Below are 19,488 nucleotides of genomic sequence, written 5' to 3' on the forward strand. Positions count from 1 at the left end.
CGTGAAGTCCCGTCAGGTAGCTTCTCCGGCATGCGCCTCTTCTCCTGGTTGTTCGTGGGACTGTTCTCCTTGGTGGGCTGCTCCGGCGACGCGATCATCCACGGTCCCTGTCAGCCTCAGGAATACGGCCACCCTGGCTGCCCGTGGCCCGAGCAAGGTGGCGGAGGGGCCGGCGGCGAGGGCGGTGCGGGTGGCAGCGGCGGCGGCGGGGCCGGCGGCGGCGATGAAACCGCCTGCGCCGGCGATTGCGTCCCACCGGCGCCGCTCGGCTGGTTCGGACCGGCGCTCCTCTGGTTCGGCCCGCGGGACCAGGTACCCGCATGCCCCGCCGCCGCGCCGAACGTCGGCTACGAGGGGTTCGCCGACCTGGCGCCCGCGCCGCTCGCCTGCGCGTCCTGCCTGTGCGATCCGCCCGACGCGGCGACAGCCTTGTGCCAGCTTCCGCTGGGCTGGTCGGCGCACACCTCGACGACGTGTTCCGGCGACCCCGGCAGCGTCGCGACCCCCTTCGCTGCGCCCGGCGGCTGGGACGGCGCCTGCACCGCCGAGAACGCCATCCCCGCGGGCCAGGACTGCGGCGGGCAGCCGTGTGTGAAGTCGATCTCGATCGACGCGCCCGCCGTGCTGGTCACCGCCGCCTGCACGCCGAGGGTCGACGAGCCCCCGCCGCCGGCGCTCCTCGACCCGTGGCAGACCCGGGCGCTCGCCTGCGTGCCCGGCGCCTACACGGAGTGCGTGGGCGACCGGAGCACCTGCATGCCCTCGCCGGACCAGCCCGGGGTCCCGCCGCCCGGCGGCTTCCTGACGTGCATCTTCCACGAGGGCGACGTGACGTGCGAGGCGCCGTACGTGGACAGGCATGTCTTCTACGGCGGCGCCGACGACACGCGCGGCTGCTCCGAGTGCGGCTGCGGGGAGCCGGAGGGCGCGTCGTGCATCGTCATGGCCTCCGTCTACAGCGACGGCGCGTGCGTCGAGCAGGTTGCATCGAACCTCGTCAGCTCCATGGCGCCGTTCTGCGGGGTCACGCCGCCCGGCGTCGCCCTCGGCAGCAAGTCGGCGGAGGTCGTGGCCGTGGATCCCGGCGGCTGCGCCCCGAGCGGCGGCGAGCCGTTCGGCGAGCTGCTGCCGGCCGAGCCGTCGACGTTCTGCTGCCAGGCATAGGGCTCGCACCGGCATCACGCCTGCATAAGGAGGGGCGGCGCTCTCCAGGCGGCGACGCTTCCGCAATCTGGATCGGGTCGCCTCGCCCCAGCCTGAGCACTGCATGCGCGTCAGGAGCTCCCTCGACCAGGCGGACGGCGACATTGACACGGTCCCGAGCTCGCGGTGCCCGTAGAGCCTGATCTCCCCAGGAATCCGGGCTCTTCGTGCGTGGGAGGGGAGCTCAGCCGCCTCTCGTGACGAAGAACCGCAGGCCGTAGCGCAAAAGCGGCATGCTAGCCGCAACTCGACGGCGTCGAGGTCGAGACGCGCCAGGGCGCGGTTCGCCTCCTCCACTCCACGCGCGCGGCGATGAGTTCAACGCCCCGGAGCGTGGCCTGGCAGATGAATCCGCCATAAAGGAGGACGCGGCCATAGCCCGCACCAAGGTCGTAGACGACGTCCCCTGGTCGCGGTGCGGCCCACCGGTAGAAGCGTCGAATCGAGGCGTACGACGCCCCCTCGTAAGTCGAGCATTCGCCGGGAAACTGAATGATTCGTTTGAGCGGAACAATGCCAGCTTCCACGCTCTCTATGCGAAGATCGAGCAGCTGATCAATCGCTGGGTCATCCAGCGGCTCCTCGGACGTGTGCCAGGCAAGCAGCTGCGCACGGAGGGATCGGAGGTCGAGGAATGTTGCATTCATCGAGATGCCTCGTGTCAGTCGCCCGCAAAGGTCGCGTCTGCGGGGGGGCCGTGCTCCCACAGCCAGCGCACCGCTTCTTCGAGCGCCTGCAGCGGATCGGGCTCATTCACGCCGAGCACTTCGCGCAGCCGGCAATCGCTGATCAGGACCGGGCTCGACACCTTGTAGGGGTGGTCGACCGCCGCGAAGGGAACCACCGCCGGCTCCCATTCCCAGTCGAACATACGTCCGATCACGGCCGCGAGGCCAGCGTATGTCCACGTATAAGGGTCGACGACATTGCAGGCCCAAAAGCCCCGCGGCGCACGCTCGACGGCTGCAATGACGGACCGGGCCACGCGATCGAGCGCGACCTGATGACATACCTGGACGCCGCGGTCAGGCAGCTCCAGGCGGCGCATGCCCGAACGGATCTTCCGGATCAAAGGCCACGCCCGCGATCGAGGATCGTTGGGCCCGTAGATGGCTCCGGGCCGCAGCACGGTAACATCGCCGGCGCTGTCACGGAGAGCCATCTCCATCGCCGCGTTATCATGGTTCGGCGGCGCTCCTGGATACGGCGACGTTCGCGTGGGCGCGTCTTCGGTGAGCGGGAGCGGCGTATCTGGGAGCAGGGATTGTCCTGAACCGTCCCCGATGCCCGCCTGGACGAGGTAGCGGTAGACGTCGATCGAGCTCACCGCGACGACCTTCCGCACTCCTGCGCGTCGCGCGCAGTCCGCGAGTGACGTCGCCTTTTCGGCCGTAGCACCGCCGGCGAACGTATCGACGAGCACATCCGGGCGCGCGCGCTCGATCGCTGCTCCGGGCGCGAGCAGCTCCGCCCGCGTGCCGTGCAGATGCTCCACCTCGGGCAGGTCGGGGATCTCGTGTGTCCCACGATGCGCCACGGTCACTCTATGCTGTTGCTCCATGGCGCGCCGCAGCACCGCTGGGCCAAGGAATCGAGTCCCGCCAATCAGGACGAAATGCATGATCTACTCGCGCTTGGGAGCGGGCGTGCGGTGGGCCGACTCGAGGAGCCGTCGCAGTCGCTCGGCTGCGGCTTGGGCGCCGGCGAGGTTGGCTGCGTAGCGTGAGTCCAGCACGGCGACGTCACCGCCGCAATGAGGGCAACTCGTCGTGCCTGGCAGCACGTACTGCTTGCACCCGTGGCAGAGCTCGAGCACTGGAGGCACACTCCCCCCGCTCCGGCGCGGGCGCCCAGCTCGCCAGGCTGCAACGGCCACCACCGAGCGACGAGATGCCCAGGGCACCCAGAATCCTCACTCGGGCTTGCGTGGACGGTTTGCTATGTCGCGAACGCCGCAAATTCCGGCTCTGAGGCGCAGCCGGTTCTGTACCGTTCTTTCCGATTCTTCGAGAGCTCGAAGAAGAATGTGATACGGAGCCAGCGAGGGCCGCGACCACCGCTCTCGCATGAGGGCCCGAGCGCCCGCTGCGATAGGATTGAAGTGCGGCGGAGAGCGCCGCCCGCAAACGCTGGCCTCGGATGGACCGCCGCTTGCCGTCCCACGAGGCCCGTGAGCGGCGTGCCCACGGGCGAGGTCGCGCATCCCCCCAGGATCGGCGGCCTTGCCGCGCACGCGGCGCAAGAGAGGCGAGCGTGACGAGTCCTGTGGTCGTGACCAAGTATCTGTGTGCCGCCGCTGCGATTCACGCCGCGCTCGGCTGCGCGGCCGGCGTCGACCTGCCCGATGAGGGCGGATCCGCGGCGGCCGCGACGCCCACCCTCGGGGTCGCAGAACAGCGGGCCAGCACCTACGGGTGGAGGGTCATCGAGGTGATCGACTACAATTTCGACGGAAAGCAGGATTTGCTCTGGATCGACGCCGAGCGCAGCCTCATGGCCGTATGGTTCATGGACGGAGTCCAGCTGCTCACGCCGGGCCCGATCGTCCGTGGGCCGGCCGGCAGAGGCTGGATCGCCATAGGGCACGACTTCAACCTCGACGGCCTGGCGGACGTGCTCTGGCGTCACGATGAGCGGGACCTGATAACGATCTGGCTGACGGACGGAGGCCGGCCGTTCGCGCAGGGCCCGATGCTCCCCGGGCCGCGCGGCGGAGGCTGGGTGATCCGGCCGAACGACTTCAACCGCAACCTCGCCTCGGATGTGCTCTTTTACAGCGAGGAGCAGAACCTCATGACGGTGTGGCTGCTGGATGGCGTCCAGCTGCTCGCGCCGGGCCCGTTCATCCCGGGGCCGGGCGGCGACTGGGATATCGGCCCCACGCCCGACTTCAACTTCGATCGCATCGCGGATGTGATCTGGAACGACCAGGTGCACAACCTGATGACGGTGTGGCTGATGAGCAACACGGAGGTCCTCGGGCGGGGGCCGGTGATCCCCGGGCCGAGCGGCGAGGGATGGGACGTCCTCTGGGCGGCCGACTTCAACGCTGACGGCATGTCGGACGTGCTCTGGACCAACGAGGAGAGGGGCCTCGTGGCGATCTGGCTGATGAATGGCGTCGAGCTCCTCGACGCGGGGCCGGTGATCCCCGGGCCGATCGGCGACGGCTGGACAGCGGTCGCCGCCGGTGACGTCAACGCCGATCTGATGTCGGATGTCGTGTGGCAACGCCCGGGGACGAGCCAGGTAGCGGTGTGGTTGATGAACGGCACCCACGTCCTCTCGCCAGGGCCGGTGATCCTGGGCCCCCCCGGCGGCTGACCGACCCGGGCGATCCGCGGCGTGGTCACGTCAGTTCGAGACGCCCGCCGCGCGCAGGCCGTCTCGGGCCAGCGCGTGCTTGGGCGCGATGTCGAGGACCCGCCGGAGCTCCCGCGCGGCGTCGCCGCCCTTGCCCATCTTGAGCAGCGACCAGCCGAGGCCCGAGCGCACCTCGACGTCGCTCGGGTACATCTCCGCGAGCCGGCCGTAGATCGTCGCGGCCTCCGGGTAGCGCGCCAGGTTGTACAGGGCGAACGCGAGCCGCAGGCTCGCGAGGTAGTTCGCGGGGTCGAGCTGCAGCGCCTTCCGCGCGGTCGCTTCCACGTCGGCCCACCGGCGCAGCGCCATCTGCGGGAGCAGCGCGCCGACGCGCGACTCGACCGATCTCGGCTCGAGCGCGCTCGCCCTTCCGTACGCGTCGACGGCCTCCTTGTTGCGCCCGAGCTTGTGATAGAGCCAGCCGCGGCGGAGCTCCGCGACGTATCCATCCTTCTGCGGCGCAGGGAGGCGATCGAGCGCGGCGAGCGCGTCCTGCACCTTCCCGGCGGCCTCGGCGTCATAGGACAGCTGGAACAGGTCCGCCGGCCTCCCCTCCGCGTCAGCGGCCCCGGAAGGGACGCCGCTCAACGCACAACCGACCAGCATCACGAAGAACCATCGACTCGCTCTCATGACGTCTCCTCGCCGAATGACACGGTGAATTTCCTGCCGGCGCCCTGGACCCGCTCCGCCACCCGCGTGCGGCCCTGCGCCGTGACCTCGACCCTGAGCGGCCCTCGGCCCCTCGTGAGCTCCGCCCGCGTCCGCACGAGCGGCTCGCCGCGGCGATCGCGCCGCCGCGACTCGCCGAGGACCACGAGGAGGTCGCCCTCGCGGCGCATCCTGAGGTCCATCTCGATCCCGTCGCCTGGCAGGAAGGGGGCGACGAAGTCGGCGAGCACCCGGAGCGCGAACGCGCGGAATCGCCGCGCCGGCAGCGTGTCCGCCCAGCGGAGCGAGGCGCTGCCCTCGAGCGGCACCCGCGGGAGCGCCGCGCGCAGCAGGTGAACGACCGACGCGTCGTCGCCCACCGCGTCGAAGCTCGTGAACAGGTCGTCGCTCTTGCCGTAGAAGAGCGACGCGGCGCGGTCCTCCGAGCGGATCAGGAGCCGCCCGTAGACGTCGACGTCGCACGTGACGCGCTCGACGTCCGCGCCGACGCGGTACGCCCAGGTGTCGGCGCAGGTGAAGCCGAAGTACGCGGACACGTCCTCGTCGGCCTCGATGGAGCGCACGGCGTCGCCCTCCCGCGGCTCCAGGCTGGGCCAGAGCCGCGCCTCCTCGCCGACCGTGACCACGTCGCTGAACCGGCACGGGAGCGTCGGCGCGCCGAGCTTGTGGGTCGACTGCAGCTGGAAGTGCAGGTGCGGCTCGGGGGATCGACCCGAGCTGCCCGCGAGCCCGAGGACGTCGCCCCGCTTCACCCATTGCCCCTCCACGACCTTGAGCGTCCCGCGCGCGAGGTGCGCGACCATCGAGTACACGCCGGGCGCGTGGGCCACGATGACGTGGTTGCCCCAGTTCTGCTCGAGGTTCATCGCGCCGACGTCGCTGTCGGGCACGCTCGACTCGACCTTCACCACGGTGCCGTCGGCGGCCGCGACCACGGGCAGCCGGTGGCAGTGGAAGTCCTGCGGCGCGCTCCCGGCGCCGCGGAAGGCCAGGCGACCTTCGCCCATCACCTGGAAATCGAAGGCATGGCGCCATTGCTCCTTGTGCGTGAACGCGCCGTCGACCGCCTGCGTGCACGTCCACGTGCCGCGGAACGGGAGCCGGAAGCTCACGGCGTGCGGCGACTGCTGGAAACGCGCGCGCCGCGTGCGGAGGTACGCGAGGTTCTGCTCGGGCGTGCCCGGGAGGAAATCCACCGCCTTGGGCCGCTCGTCGCGCGCGCGCCGACGCATCGCGAGGAGGACGGCGACGACGGTGACGTTGAACGGCAGGATCAGCGGCGCCGCGCCGAGCCGCGCGAGCGGCGCCATCGCGCCGGCGGTGACGAGCGCGGCGGCGACGGCGCCGGACAGGCCGAGCGCGAACGAGGACGCCGAGGGGACGAACCAGACGCCGCCCAGCCCGACCGCCGTGAGGACGGCGTTGTAGCCGAGCACGTCGAGCGCGCCGTCTGGGAGCGAGAGCCATCGCGAGGCGAGCCCGAGCGCCGCCGCGAACGCGAGCGCGGCGAGGAGCGCGGCGATCCGGCTGTGGACGAGGAGCGCCGCGAGCACCAGCGCGCCCGCGTCGGCGCGGGGCAGGAAGAAGAGGCCGCCGAGGCACCGCGCGAACAGCGCGATGGGCGCGGGGAGGCCCTCGAACGCGAGCGGGGCTTGCGCGGGCGCCGCGAGCGTGAGCCCGGAGAACGCCGAGGTGCTCAGCGTCAGGTGGAAGACGACGATGAACGGGAGCGACAGCACCGGCAGGCCGGCGGCGCCGCCGGAGCCGGGACCGGAGAGGGAGCGCAGCGCCGCCGTGACCACCACGCACGCGGCGGCGCCGAGCAGCGCGACGGCGACGGCGGGGCCGTCCGCGGTGAACGACTGCGCCACGCCGAGGCCGACGAGGAGCGCGTTGTACGCGTACGACCCGTCCCTCACGGCGTCCTTCTCGAGGTCGAGGAGGAGCGCGGCCCCGTTCGCCGCGCACGCCGCGATGACGCCGAACACGAAGGCGCGAGGCACGGTGGCGGTCGCGAGCATCACGAGCAGCCCCACCGCCGGCGAGCGCGAGAACAGGATGTGCGCGTAGACCCGGAGGAGCGACTCCCCCATCTCGACGACGCCGCTCCTCGCGAGCCGCGAGCTCACGGCCGCCGCGACCCGACGGCGCCGGGCCGTCCCGGTCGCGCGCGCCGCGCCGCTCGCGTCGCTCGTCGGCCCGGGGATCACCTGAGCCATGCCGGCACGTCCTCGACGGCGCGGAAATCGTCGAGCGTCTCCGCGCGGCGGATGCAGGAGGCGCCTCCCTCGCCCACCATCACCACCGCCGGACGGAGGGTGATGAACTGGTGCCACTGCGTCACATTGTAGGCGCCCACGTTGCGGAACACGAGCCGATCTCCCGGGGACGACGCCGGGAACTGCACGGTGTCGCGCACCACGTCGATGTTCATGCACAGCGGGCCGAACATCACGGTGGGCTCCTGCATGGCGCTGAACTCCTGCGCCGGGACGACATCGTGTTTGTACCAGAACGAGGTGAAGAGCAGGTTGACGCCCGCGTCGAGCACGAGGCCGCTGCGCCCGTCGGGGAGGCGCTTCTTGGCCTCGACCGTCGCGATGAGGTACCCCGCGTCGTCCACCAGCGCGCGGCCCGTCTCGAGGACGAGCGTCGGGAGCTCCCGGGCGGGACAGTCGAGCTCTCCGAGGCCGTCGCAGATGGCCTCGGCGTAGCGCTCGAACGACGGAGACGCCTGCTCGCCGAGCAGGTACTGCGCCTTGAGCGTGTTCTTCGAGGCGAAGCCGCCGCCGAGGTCGAGGAACGAGAGCCGGATCCCGTGCGCGGCGCGTATCTCGTTGGCGAGGCGCGCCAGCTTGGACGCCGCCTTGCCGTAGGCGCCCGGGTCGAGGATGAACGTGCCGATATGGCAGTGCAGCCCGGTGAGCTCCATGCGATCTCCGCTCACGAGGCGGCTCACCGCCTCCCTGGCCTGGCCGGACTCGAGGTTCAGGCCGAACCGGCTCCACGGCGCGAGGCCCTCGATGTTCATGTTGACCCGGATGGCCACCTTCGGGCGCGCCTTGACCCGCTCGGCGACCCGCTCGATCCGCGCCAGCTCGTCGAGGTTGTCGATGTGGATGATCGAGCCGCCGGAGACCGCGCGCGCGAGCGCCGCGTCGGGCTTGTAGGGGCCGTTCCAGTGGATCCGCTCGGCCGGGACGCCCGCGAGGATCGCCTTGTCGTACTCGAAGGGCGAGACCACCTCGGCCCAGGCGCCTTCGCGGTGGAACGTGCGGCAGATCGCCTCGAGGTAGTTCGTCTTGTACGACCAGGCGATCCGCACCTTGGCCCAGCGGCGCGCGAACGCGCCGTGGAGCTCGCGGTAGCGGCTCACGAGCGTCCGCTCCGAGAACACGAAGAGCGGTGATCCGTGCTGGGCGACGAGATCGGCGATGGCGACTCCGTCGATGTGGGTGAGGGGCCGCACGCCCTGGAGGCGGCCGAACTTGTTCATCGCCCCCATCTGGTGCCGGACGATGCTGGGCGATTCGTAGACCGGGCTATTCACGAGAGGCCTCCTGAACGGACGAGCTCGCCCGTCGTCACCATGCTCTGAAAGTCGCTGATCCGCGCGACCTGGTCGATCGAGATGCGGACGAACATCGCGCCGACCTCGTAGCCGCGGAGCGGCTCGATCGGCGCGCCTGCGGCGAGATCGACCACGGCGCGAGGCAGGTTCATCCCGGCCGCCACGCTCAGGTACACCCACGCCGGGAAGCGCGGGTTGACCTCGATGAGGTGATAGCGCCCGTGCGCGTCGCGCATCACCTCGACCTCGAAGGGGCCGCGCCACCGCGTCGCCTCCGCGAAGGCCTGCGCGATGCCGACGAGCTCGGGGTCGCGCACGGTGATGCCGGCCCAGCCCTTTCCCTTGTCGGTGAGGAGCATCTTCTTCATCGGCACGGCGCCGACGAGCCCGCCTTCTCCGTCGCCGACCGCCACCACATCGAACTCCTCCCCGGTCACGTGCTCCTGCACGAGGACCGGGAGGCCCCACTGGGCTATCACCTTGTAATAGGCCGACACCGCCTCATCGAAGGTCGTCGCCAGCGTCGCGCCGTAGAACACGCCCTTCACGTGGAAGGGGTAGGGCACCCGCTCGTGGATGCGCAGGAGCTCGTCGGCGTCCGAGAGGGCCGCCGTGCGCGGGACCCGGATGCCGGCGCGGGCGCCGAGCGCGGCGAGGCTCGCCTTCGAGCGGAGATCGAGCTGCTCGCGCGTGGGCAAGCAGGTGCCGATCCCCATCGCGCGGAGCCGCGGCGCGATGTCGATGAACGAGGGCAGCTCGGCGTCGAGCGTCGGGATGATCACGTCGAGCCCGACCCGCCGGTGGACGTACTCGAGGCGGGACACGAACGCTTCCAGGCCCTGCGATGGATAGGGGATCATGAACACGTCGCTCACGATGTCGCCGGCGTACGCGCCGGGATCGAGCGCGTCGTACGCGAGGCCGACGAGGCGAATCGAGGCGTCGCCGCCCGCGCGGAGCGCCCGGATGACGCCCACGCCGGGAGCGGGGTTGTCAGTCGCGTTGAGGCCGGTGACGGCGATGGTGCGGGGCCTCGTCTTCACTGGGCTCCCTCCGGCTCCGCGGAGAGGAGGCCGTGCTGCCGGAGGAGCTCCAGGAACTCGCCGACGTCGCGCGCCGGGTCGCCCCCGCGGATGTCGAATCGCTCGCGGAGCCGGGCGGCGACCTCCTCGCGCGAGAGCCCCTCTTTCATGGCGTTGAGCGCGCAGAGGCCGGTGGGATTGACGGTGAACGTCGCGCCCGACGCGGGATCGAACACGAATCCGGTATCGCTGAGTGCAAGCTCTTTCAATCGCAGGATCGCGCTCACGCGAGCCTCCTCGTTCTAAGGGTGTTGGGGCGCCGACCGTGAAATTCTTAGAAAATTCACAGGGAGGCGGGGAGACGGGGAGGAGAGATTCAAAATACTCCCTGTCTCCCAGCCTCCCTGTTCAATTCGCTGAAAAGGGCCACGAAATGAGGGTATTCCTCAGGCCTCCAGCCGCGCCTCGGACCAGGTGCGGCTGGAGTAGTAGAGCGGGGCGCTTCAGGCGCGGCTGCCTGCCCTCCTTGTGCCCGCCGGGGGCGAGAGCGGGTCAATGAATTTGACGGTGTGTCGCGAGGAGGATCAACGCTCCATCAATGCTCGGCCGCGCCCTCCGCGCGGGCGCGCAGCCGGGCCGCGTAGACGCTGTCGCCGTGGCGTGAGAGGAAGTCGTCGATCGCGGCCCGCTCGTCGCTTCCGCGCCCGAGCTGGCGCAGGGCCTCGATGCGGCCATAGCGCGCCTCGGCGCCGAGCCCGCCGCGCCCGGCCGCGAGGTACCGCTCGAAATAGCCGAGGGCCGAGGCGGGATCTCCTCCGGAGAGCGAGAGCCGGCCGAGCGATACGAGCGCGACGCGCGCCTCGGGGCTGCCCGGATGGCGCGCGAGCAGCGCGAGGTACGCGGCCGACGCATCGGCGTCGCGGCCGGCGGCGAGCGCCAGCTGGGCGTCGCGCAGCAGCTCGTCGGCGCTCGGACCGGGGTGCGCCTCGCCGCGGTGGCCCTCGCGCGCTGCCCTCGGAGCGGCCGCCGCGCCGGCGGCCTCCACCACGCCCGCGTCGGGCGACTCCTTCGGCGCGGGCGCCGTGGCGGCGGGCTGGACGTCGAGGGAGCGCGGCGGCGGCTCGATCCCGGCGCTGGCCTGCGCGGGCGCCGCGTCTGGCGCGCGCGGGGGCGGGGGCGCCACGTCGCGGTCGATCAGGAGCTCGGCCGCGAGCGCGGCCAGGAACGTCGCCGCGAGCGCGACGCCGGCGAAGGTGCCCGCGACCCCGCGCCGCACGATCGCGCGCCGCCTGGGGCGCTCCTCTGGCGCAGGGACGCGCTGCGCCCCCGCCTCGCCGGCGGCCTGCGCGAGGATCCGCGCAGCGAGGGCGTCGTCGTCCACGGGGCCGAGAGCCCCGCCGCGCCGCGCGCCGAGCCGGCCGAGGTCGGCCCAGAGCGCGGCTTCGCCGGCGAGCTCCGGGTGAGCCTCCTCGTAGCGGCGGCGGAACGCGGCGTCCTCGGGCCCGATCGGCGTCCCGCGACCTTCGGCCGCGACGATCGCGATCCAGCGCTCCTCGTCCGAGGCATGGGCCATCATGGTCTTCACGGCGATCTTCTCCGGCCGACGGCGATGTCCTGCCGGACCCGCTTTCGCAGGGCGGCGATCCCGAGGCGCAGGCGGCTGCGCACGGTGTCCGGGCTGACGTCGGTCATCTCAGCGATCTCATCGACGGTGTGTTCGAGCGCGTGGTGCAGGATCAGCGCCTCGCGCTGGGCTTCGGGCAGCTCCCCCAGGTAATCGCGCACGTGGCGCGGGAGCGCCTCCTGGGCGCTCCCGCGCGACGACGCCGGGACCTCCTCGGCGTCCGACAGGTCGCCTGCGATGGGGGCGTCGCGCCGCCGCAGGGCGCGGAGGTACCGCAGCACGGTCCGCACGGCGATGCGCCGCGCCCAGCCCTCGATGACGGCCTCGCCCCGGTACGCGGGCACGGCCCTCAGGATGGCGAGCATCGCCAGCTGCGCCGCGTCGTCCGCGTCGGCCGAGCGCCGCAGGAACGCCTGCGCGACCTGCCGGACGCCCGGGAGGAGCCTGGCCACGAGCCACGCCTGGGCCGCGGGATCACCCGCCCCGGCGCGGCGGGTCCGCTCGAGATCGATGGAAGAGACGAGGGGACCTTCGGCCTGGTGAGCGCGCGTCCCCTCCGTGACGCGCACACCCATGAGGAGAGCCTGTCCATCCACGATCACGGTGACCCTGTGCCTCCCGCGGGCACGATCGGGTCATTTTTATGAGGGTGGCCCGGCGCGACGGTGGCCCGACGCGGCGAGAGCCCGCCGCGCCCCCGTCGTCACCGCCCCGCGACCGTACGAGGCGGGGCGCTCCGCGCGGCCGGCCCGAGCTCGAGGCCGATCCCACCGAGGAAGCGCAGGGGATCCGGCTGGAGATCGGCGACCCGCGGCGCGGGGGTCGAGAGCCGGTTCAGCGGCACGTCGAGGCTGGTCCAGAGGGCGATGCGGAGCTCATCGGAGATCCGGAGGCTCAGCCCCGTCGTGGGCGCGACGCTGATCAGCAGGTCGGTCACGCGCTTGTCGGACGAAAGATGCGGTCCTTCCGGCGAGGACGCTTCCGGCGGACCCGGCGATCTCCAGGGCGCGTGCGGCGCTCGCCACGCGCCGCTCCGCGAGACGACGTCGAAGGTGGCCCGGCCGCCGAGATGGAAGGCCCAGCGCCCGCTCCCGATGTCGAATCGGTGGCCCCCGCTCGCGAAGAGCGGTGTCCGATCGAGATCCAGATCGAGGCCCGCGCGCTCCACCTGGAGGTGCTGTGTGTCCATCCAGTCGTAGCCGGCGCCGACGTACGAATCGGGCGTGGGCGCCCACGACAGCGAGAGCGAGACGGCGCTCTGCCAGGGGACGTGCTCTCCGAACGTGCCGCCCGCATAACCGGCCGAGAGGAACCACCGCCGCCACCACGCGGCGTCGGCGTGCTCGAGCGTCGAGGGCGGCGGCGCGGGGCGCTCGTCCGGCGCTGGTGCGGGCCGCGATGGTGGCCGGGCAGGAGGGGCCGCGGGGGGCGCGGGCGCGTCCGGCGGCGGCGCGGCCTGCGCAGGCGAGGGCGCCAGCGCGGCGGGCGCGGCCTGCTCGGCGCCGCCGACGTCGACGCTCGCCATCCCGGCCCCGGTGATGGGCCCCTCCAGCGCCTCCGCCGCCGCCGAGCCCGCGACGTTCGCGAGCGCCTCGACGGCCACGGACGTCCGCCCGGGAGGCGCAGGGAACCGCCGCGAGTACACGCGCTCCCCGCCGCGAGGGAAGAGATACAGGGCGAGCTCGTTGCCCGGACCCGCCTCGATCCACAGCGCGCCGTGCGCGGACCATTGCTCCACGAGCGAGCGCGCCGCCGCGACGCGCTCGTGCAGATCGAGCGCGGGCGCCGGCGCGCGCCGGACCACGTGGAGCCCGACGCCCGAGGGCCGGACGTGCGCCGCGACGAGCGCCGCGGCGTGCGCCTCGAGCGGCGAGCCCGGGCGCCCGGCGACGATCAGCACGAGCGCGCGCTGCGCCGCGGGTGCATCACCCGCGCCGGCGCGCTCCGGGGCGCGCGGCTCGTCCGCCGCGGCCGCGCCCGACGCCAGCGCGAGCCACCCCGCCGCGAGCAGCGCGGGCGCCTTGCGCCGGCGCGCGGCGCAACGGGGGCAGTTCGGTCGTGCGGCGCTCGACGTCATGACTCACGATCCGCGACGCGGTCCAACGTGTCCGGCTGACGAAGGAAGAAGTAGAGTCGACCCGTAGCAGCAAACGAGCGACGACGCCACCGCGCAGCACGGCGCCGCCGCGGGCGTTCGGCCTTCAGCTCAGCGCTTCGGCGCTTCACCCGCTTCACCCGCTTCACCGCGGCGCGCGGGCGGCGAGGCGGTACAGAAGAGCAGCACCGATGCGACACATCCTCCACATCGACATGGACGCGTTCTTCGCGTCGGTCGAGCAGCTCGACGACCCGTCGCTGCGAGGCCGCCCCGTCCTGGTGGGCGGCGCCTCCCGGCGGGGCGTCGTCGCGGCCGCGTCGTACGAGGCGCGCGCCTCGGGCGCCCGCTCGGCGATGCCGATGGTCGAGGCGCTCCGCCGCTGCCCGCAGGCGATCGTGGTGCCGGTGCGGCACGCCCGCTACGCCGAGGTGAGCGCGCAGGTCTTCGCGATCTTCCGCCGCTTCACGCCGCTCGTGGAGGGGCTGTCGCTCGACGAGGCGTTCCTCGACGTGACCGCGAGCCGCGCGCTCTTCGGCGACGGCGAGGCGATCGCGGCGCAGATCAAGCGCGCGATCCGCGACGAGACCGGGCTCACGGCCTCCGCGGGCGTCGCGCCCTGCAAGTTCGCCGCGAAGATCGCGAGCGATCTGCGGAAGCCCGACGGCCTCGTCGTGGTCCCCGGCGACGTCGCCGCCTTCCTCGCGCCGCTGCCGCTCGAGCGCATGTGGGGCGTGGGCCCGCGCGCGGCCGAGCGGCTGCGCGCGGCGGGGCTCGCGACCATCGGCGATCTCGCGCGCTGCCCCGCGCCGCGCCTCCACGAGCTGCTCGGCCCCGCGTGGGGCGAGCACGTGCGGCTGCTCGCCGCGGGCGTCGACGAGCGCGCGGTCGTCCCGGGCCGCGCGGCTGAGTCGATCGGCGCGGAGGAGACCGTGGAGGAGGACCTCCGGGGCAGGGAGCCGATCGAGCATTGGCTGCTCGATCTGTCGGGCCGCGTGGCGCGGCGCCTGCTCAAGGCGGGCCTGTCCTGCCGCGCGGTGGTGGTGAAGCTCAAGTACTCGGACTTCACGCTGCGGACGCGCCAGACGACGCTGTCCGAGCCGGTCAGCGACACGGACTCGATCTACACCTGCGCGAAGGGGCTGCTGTCGCGCTTCGATCTCTCGCGGCCCGTGCGGCTCGTCGGCGTCGCCGCGAGCGACCTGACGAGCGAGACCGGCGGCCCGACGCTGAGCCTGTTCCCGGTCGCCTCCGAGCGCCGCCGCCGCCTCGAGGGCGTCGTGGCGGAGGTGGCCGAGCGCTTCGGTGGGAAGGGGCTCACCCGCGCGGCGCTGCTGGGACCCCCGCCCTCGGGCCGCGCGACGTCGCGCGCGGCCCCGGGCGAGCGCGAGAAGAAGAAATAGACGGTCTCGAGCTCGTGTAGAGTGGGACGATGGCTCGTATCGTCGATTCCAGGTGTCCGCGCTGCGGCGCCCCGCTGCCGATTCAGCCGGCGATGGATGCAGTCACCTGCCAGTACTGCGGCGCGCGGTCGCTCATCGATCGCGGCAGGAAGCCGACCACCGCGCCGATCCCGCAGGGCATGCACGTCGTCCGGGTCGCCCCGCCGTCCAGCAACGCGGCGGGGGTCATCGTGATGTCGGTCGTCATGGCCATGGTCGTGGCCGGCGCGGCCGCCGGCGCCTTCGTGTTCAGCGCGTCGGGGCCGTCCAAGGGCCGGTCGGCGCCGCTCCCCGGCCTGGGACCGAAGGCGTACTTCAGCGATCGGCCGATGCTCGCCGACGTGAACGGCGACGGCGCGCCGGACGTGATCGGCAAGAGCAACGTCCCCGCCGGCGAGGAGTGGATCGCGGCCTACGACGGGCGCGACGGCAAGCCGATCTGGAAGACGGCGGCGCTCACCAAGGACGCGGCCAACCACGAGGCGCGGCGCGCGATCGCCTCCGGCCGTCTGATCTCGATCGACGCGCTCGGCAAGGTGCAGGCCTATGATCTGCGCACCGGGACGCCGTCGTGGTCGGCGTTGCTCGGCGAGAAGGCGAGGCGGCTGTGCCAGGGCGACGGCGTCATCGTCGTCGAGACGGTCGACGACGTGAAGCACGGGCTCGATCCGGCGACCGGGACCCGGCGCGAGCTCGCGAAGGGCGCGGCCTGCAAGACGGTTCCGAGCTCGATCCAGGAAGAGGCGCCCGGTTATCGGTTCGCCCGCTGGCACGAGTTCGACGAGCTCGGGCTGCCCGGGTCGCATGAGGTCGAGGGCATGTCGGTGAGCGGCGCGATCATCCCGAGCGGGCCCGGGCCGCGGTTCCTGCTCGGCGGCCGGAGCAAGGGCAGCCAGGTCGGCATGGTGGCCGCGGTGGACAAGAAGAAGGTCCTCTGGAAGATGGTGGTGCCCGGCGTCGACCCGCTGACCACGAGGCCCACGGGGGTGGACGCGGGGGCCTATGAAGGCGGGTTCCTGGTCGTCCCTTATGACATGAAGGATCACAAGGACGGCACGCGCCTCGCCTGCTTCGAGGCCGGCACCGGCAAGCGGCTGTGGGACGTGCAGGTCCACAAGAAGTCGCAGGTCTCGTCCGGGATCTCGATCTCGGCGAACGACGTCTTCTTCGCCAGCTGGACGGCGCTTTACGTGTTCTCGCTGAAGACGGGGCAACTCAGGTACATGATCGGGACCGAGTTCTAGGCTTCCGGCGCTCCCGCGGCAGCGCGGGCTCCAGGGCTCCCCGCCATGTCGTCCGTCCAGCAGAACCCCTGGCGCATCTGCGTCTACCACGGCGTTCAATCGCTGATGTTCCCGGCGGCCATCTTCCCGCTGTTCTGGACGCAGGACATCGGCATGAGCGTGGCCACCATGATGACCGTGCAGGGCGCGTTCAGCCTGAGCATCGCGCTCTTCGAGTTCCCGTCGGGCTACATCGCCGATCGCCTGGGCCACCGCCGCGCGCTCGTGATCGCCTCCTTTTGTATCCTGGCCGGCTGGGTCCTCTACGCGCTCTCGCGCGGGCTCTGGTCGGTGCTGCTCGCCGAGCTGGTGCTCGGCGTCGGGTTCTCCCTTGTCTCGGGGGCGGACTCCGCGCTCCTCTTCGACTCGCTGCGAGAGCAGGGCAAAGAGCACGAGTTCGCCCGCTGGTACGGCCGCATGCGCTCGATCGCGCAGATCGCCTCGGGGAGCGCCGCGCTCGCCGCGGGCTTCCTTTATGCGCGCTGGTCCCGCCTGCCGTTCGCGATGGAGGCCGCGGCCTGGGCGCTCGCGGCGGGGATCGCCCTCCGGTTCGGCGAGACGCGGCGCGCCGAGCCGAAGGTCGAGGACCACCTGGGCCGCATGCGCGCGATCGTGCGCGACGCGCTGTTCGAGCGCGCCGACTTCCGCGCGGTGCTGCTGCTCGGCGTCGCGCTCGCGCTCGCGTCGTACCTGCCGACGTGGCTCATGGCGCTGTACGCGACCGAGGCCGGCGCCCCGGTCGCGTGGATAGGCCCCATGTGGGCCCTCGCGAGCTTCACCACCGCGCTCGGCTCGATGCTGAGCGAGCGCGCCGGCCGCCGCCTCGGCATGACGGGGACGCTGCTCGCGTGCGTCGTCCTGGTGGCGGCCGGGTACCTCGGCCTCGCGCTCTCGCGCCACGTGCTCGGGGTCGCGTTCTATTTCCTGCTCACGCTCGTGCGCGGGCTGCACATGCCGCTGCTCCACCACGAGGAGCAGCGCCTCGCGCCCGACGGCGATCGCGCGAGCTGCGTCTCGCTCCGCAGCTTCCTCTTCCGCCTCGCCTTCGTGCTGCTCGGGCCCGTCGTGGGGATGGGCGTCGATCGCTACGGGCACCGCCCCGTGCTGTGGGCCTCGGGCGCGCTCCTCGTCGCGCTGACGAGCGCGGCGTTCGGCCTGTTCGTCGCGCGCGCGGCGCGGCGTGATGAGGCGCCGGCGCCGCGGTGCTAGGGCGCCTGTCATGAAGAAGATCGAGAGAGAGGACGAGGTGGACCGGCTCATCAAGCTCGTGGGCGCCGGGTCCTGGGACGTCATCCACGGGATCCTGGAGCGGCAGTTCTCCGTGCTCCACAACCGCGCTCAGGTGCTCATCGGTCTGTGCGGCATCGTCATCACCACGACCGGCTTCTCCGGCCGCCTCATCGCCGGCACCAGCCCCCACGCGCAGGGGCTGATCATCGCCGGCGTGGCGATCGTCCTGCTCTCCGCGACCCTGATCGTCTGGGGTGTGCAGCACATCCGCTGGCTCACCGAGCAACCGGGCGACGACCTGCGCGGCTGGCTCTTCGCCTCGCTCGCCTACCGGGATCGCAAGACCACGATCTACCGTGTCGCCATCGCGTTCCTGCTGGTCGGCCTCTCGTTTTATGTGATCGCCATTGCCATGATGCTACTCCACCCCACCGCGGCCCCGTCGCCGGGTGGGCGTTGAGCCCTGCGCCCCGATGACCGATGTGGCCTCGCCACGGGCACCGCGCGCCGCCGTCGCCTCGACATCACACCACGGCCGAGCAGCCAGGGACGCTCAGCCGCTGGCGCCGGCGGGCGCCCGCGCTCCGGACGCGACTTCGCAGGTGGCATGATGTGGCCTCTTCACGCGCATTGGCGCCGGCGTCGCTGATCGCGAAATGCGCTGAACTGTAACGACGGATCCGCACGTCCGTGTTGTTGAGAAGTTGCTCTGTCCAGGATAGTCTCATCCCGTGCTGTTTGGCTCGGAGGAGCTCGGGCGCGGTCGGAGCCGCTGAAGGCGAACGGCGGCATTGGCCGGGGCCTCGCGGGATGGATCTAGGAGGGGCTAGGATGAGAACAGTTCGTTCCACGGCGGGGTGTGGGTTGTTGGTTTTCGCGTTCGCCGTCATGGGTTGCACGGACAACCCCGCGAACCAGGACGGTACGGGCGGGGGCTTCCCCTTCCCCCCGAGCACATCGTCGGGCTTGACGGGCGCGACCAGCAGCTCGAGCGGCGCAGCAACCACCGGTAATGGCGGCGCAGGTGGTGGTGCCGGCGGCGGTGTGGGTGGAGGCGTCGTTGATCCGGGCGATGGCTGCCCTGGCTGCGCGCGGCTCTCGGTGCCGCTCACGAGGGCGATGCAGGCCACACAGTTCATGATCTTCTTCCACGAGAAGGTCGACCTGACCGGCGCGACCGTCACGTTCCGCGTGAGGACCCGTGCCGGCACGAGCGGCGCTCTGCAGCCGTTCGTGCAGAACGGGGGCGATCTCGGCTATGCGAACATCGGCTACTCGTGGAACCCGCTTGTCGACATGGGACAGTGGACGGAGCTCAAGATCGATGTCGATTCGCTGGCTCCGGCAAATCCAAACTTCAACCGCACCGTGGTGGAGATGATCGGGGTTCAGGTCACGGCGGGCAACACGGGGCCCTGGTCCAATCCGACCGTTGTTGATGTCGACTCCGTCACGGTCACGAGACCCGGCACAGGCGAAGGGGCTCCGAGCAGCCAGCGCTTCTCCTTTGGCCCTAGCGGGGAGCGCGGCGAAGGCGGCGCCGGGGGTGAAGGCGGCGCCGGGGGGATGAGCGGCGCCGGAGGCGCGGGCGGCACCAGCGGCGATGGCGGCGCGGGGGGTATGAGCGGCGCCGGAGGCGCGGGTGGGGTGGCCGGGGCCGGAGGCGCGGGCGGCGAAGGCGGCGAAGGCGGCGGCAGCGCGAGCAGCAGCAGCAGCAGCGCGAGCAGCAGCAGCAGCGCGAGCAGCAGCAGCAGCGCGAGCAGCGGAGGCGGCGAAGGCGGCGGAGGCGGCGAAGGCGGCGAAGGCGGCGAAGGCGGCGGCTCCAGCGTCGATGTGATTCATGTGAGGGGTCCGTACGAGTTCACGACGAGCGAGGAGCCGATGGTGGTCAACGACTACCAGCCCGTGGAAGGCTCGACGGTGACCCACGTCGCCCCGTGACCCCTGGCTATCCCGTGGCGCCCCCTGTACCCCGTCAGGGAG

General features: G+C 72.0%; 17 protein-coding genes. 7 read left to right on the top strand and 10 right to left on the bottom strand.

Annotation, left to right across the window (positions count from 1 at the left end; genetic code table 11):
• Nucleotides 1–30: 30 nt before the first annotated feature.
• The gene (locus WMF39_RS07285; protein WP_437744820.1) at nucleotides 31–1,164 is read left to right on the top strand and encodes a hypothetical protein; all 1,134 of its coding nucleotides are present in this window, start codon (nucleotides 31–33) and stop codon (nucleotides 1,162–1,164) included.
• Between the two features lie 275 nt (nucleotides 1,165–1,439).
• On the opposite strand, the gene WMF39_RS07290 is transcribed toward WMF39_RS07285, so the two are convergent.
• Complete coding sequence (locus WMF39_RS07290; RefSeq protein WP_437744821.1) at nucleotides 1,440–1,850, bottom strand: hypothetical protein; 411 nt, start codon at nucleotides 1,848–1,850, stop codon at nucleotides 1,440–1,442.
• A 14-nt stretch (nucleotides 1,851–1,864) separates the two neighbouring features.
• A complete protein-coding gene (locus tag WMF39_RS07295; RefSeq protein ID WP_437744822.1) occupies nucleotides 1,865–2,824 on the bottom strand; it encodes an NAD-dependent epimerase/dehydratase family protein in 960 nt (319 codons plus the stop codon).
• Nucleotides 2,825–3,474: 650 nt separating this feature from the next.
• On the opposite strand from WMF39_RS07295, the gene WMF39_RS07300 reads away from it, so the two are divergent.
• Nucleotides 3,475–4,527 (top strand): FG-GAP repeat domain-containing protein, encoded by a 1,053-nt coding sequence (locus WMF39_RS07300; RefSeq protein WP_437744823.1) that lies wholly within the window; start codon nucleotides 3,475–3,477, stop codon nucleotides 4,525–4,527.
• 30 nt (nucleotides 4,528–4,557) lie between these two features.
• On the opposite strand, the gene WMF39_RS07305 is transcribed toward WMF39_RS07300, so the two are convergent.
• From WMF39_RS07305 to WMF39_RS07340, 8 genes are all read right to left on the bottom strand, one after another.
• Nucleotides 4,558–5,199 carry a tetratricopeptide repeat protein gene (locus WMF39_RS07305; protein WP_437744824.1) on the bottom strand — a complete coding sequence of 214 codons (642 nt, stop codon included), beginning with the start codon at nucleotides 5,197–5,199 and terminating at the stop codon, nucleotides 4,558–4,560.
• Complete coding sequence (locus WMF39_RS07310) at nucleotides 5,196–7,457, bottom strand: urea transporter (protein WP_437744825.1); 2,262 nt, start codon at nucleotides 7,455–7,457, stop codon at nucleotides 5,196–5,198. Before WMF39_RS07310 ends, WMF39_RS07305 begins: the two co-directional genes overlap by 4 nt.
• Entirely contained in the window at nucleotides 7,445–8,788 is a 1,344-nt protein-coding gene (locus WMF39_RS07315; protein ID WP_437744826.1) for a diaminopimelate decarboxylase, read from the bottom strand. The genes WMF39_RS07310 and WMF39_RS07315 overlap by 13 nt, the downstream gene beginning before the upstream one ends.
• Entirely contained in the window at nucleotides 8,785–9,852 is a 1,068-nt protein-coding gene (locus WMF39_RS07320; RefSeq protein ID WP_437744827.1) for an ATP-grasp domain-containing protein, read from the bottom strand. Before WMF39_RS07320 ends, WMF39_RS07315 begins: the two co-directional genes overlap by 4 nt.
• Nucleotides 9,849–10,118 (bottom strand): HPr-rel-A system PqqD family peptide chaperone, encoded by a 270-nt coding sequence (locus WMF39_RS07325; protein ID WP_437744828.1) that lies wholly within the window; start codon nucleotides 10,116–10,118, stop codon nucleotides 9,849–9,851. The genes WMF39_RS07320 and WMF39_RS07325 overlap by 4 nt, the downstream gene beginning before the upstream one ends.
• 308 nt (nucleotides 10,119–10,426) lie before the next feature.
• Nucleotides 10,427–11,407, bottom strand: a complete 981-nt coding sequence (locus WMF39_RS07330; protein ID WP_437747954.1) for a tetratricopeptide repeat protein — start codon at nucleotides 11,405–11,407, stop codon at nucleotides 10,427–10,429.
• Between the two features lie 5 nt (nucleotides 11,408–11,412).
• A complete protein-coding gene (locus tag WMF39_RS07335) occupies nucleotides 11,413–12,030 on the bottom strand; it encodes an RNA polymerase sigma factor (protein ID WP_437744829.1) in 618 nt (205 codons plus the stop codon).
• 128 nt (nucleotides 12,031–12,158) lie between these two features.
• Nucleotides 12,159–13,532: a hypothetical protein gene (locus tag WMF39_RS07340; RefSeq protein ID WP_437744830.1), complete on the bottom strand. Its 1,374-nt coding sequence runs from the start codon at nucleotides 13,530–13,532 to the stop codon at nucleotides 12,159–12,161.
• Between the two features lie 209 nt (nucleotides 13,533–13,741).
• Here WMF39_RS07340 and WMF39_RS07345 point away from each other — a divergent pair, with 209 nt between their 5' ends.
• The 5 genes from WMF39_RS07345 (at nucleotide 13,742) to WMF39_RS07365 (ending at nucleotide 19,446) form a co-directional block, all read left to right on the top strand.
• Nucleotides 13,742–14,953, top strand: a complete 1,212-nt coding sequence (locus WMF39_RS07345) for a DNA polymerase IV (RefSeq protein WP_437744831.1) — start codon at nucleotides 13,742–13,744, stop codon at nucleotides 14,951–14,953.
• A 29-nt stretch (nucleotides 14,954–14,982) separates the two neighbouring features.
• Nucleotides 14,983–16,236 carry an outer membrane protein assembly factor BamB family protein gene (locus WMF39_RS07350; protein ID WP_437744832.1) on the top strand — a complete coding sequence of 418 codons (1,254 nt, stop codon included), beginning with the start codon at nucleotides 14,983–14,985 and terminating at the stop codon, nucleotides 16,234–16,236.
• A 45-nt stretch (nucleotides 16,237–16,281) separates the two neighbouring features.
• Nucleotides 16,282–17,484, top strand: coding sequence for an MFS transporter (locus WMF39_RS07355; protein WP_437744833.1), 1,203 nt, complete (start codon nucleotides 16,282–16,284; stop codon nucleotides 17,482–17,484).
• A 10-nt stretch (nucleotides 17,485–17,494) separates the two neighbouring features.
• Nucleotides 17,495–17,965, top strand: a complete 471-nt coding sequence (locus tag WMF39_RS07360) for a hypothetical protein (protein WP_437744834.1) — start codon at nucleotides 17,495–17,497, stop codon at nucleotides 17,963–17,965.
• Between the two features lie 371 nt (nucleotides 17,966–18,336).
• On the top strand, nucleotides 18,337–19,446 hold the full coding sequence (locus WMF39_RS07365) for a hypothetical protein (protein ID WP_437744835.1): 1,110 nt from the start codon (nucleotides 18,337–18,339) through the stop codon (nucleotides 19,444–19,446).
• Nucleotides 19,447–19,488 lie beyond the last annotated feature (42 nt).

Source organism: Sorangium sp. So ce1504 (genome assembly GCF_051521635.1).
Lineage (GTDB): Bacteria > Myxococcota_A > Polyangia > Polyangiales > Polyangiaceae > Sorangium > Sorangium cellulosum_B.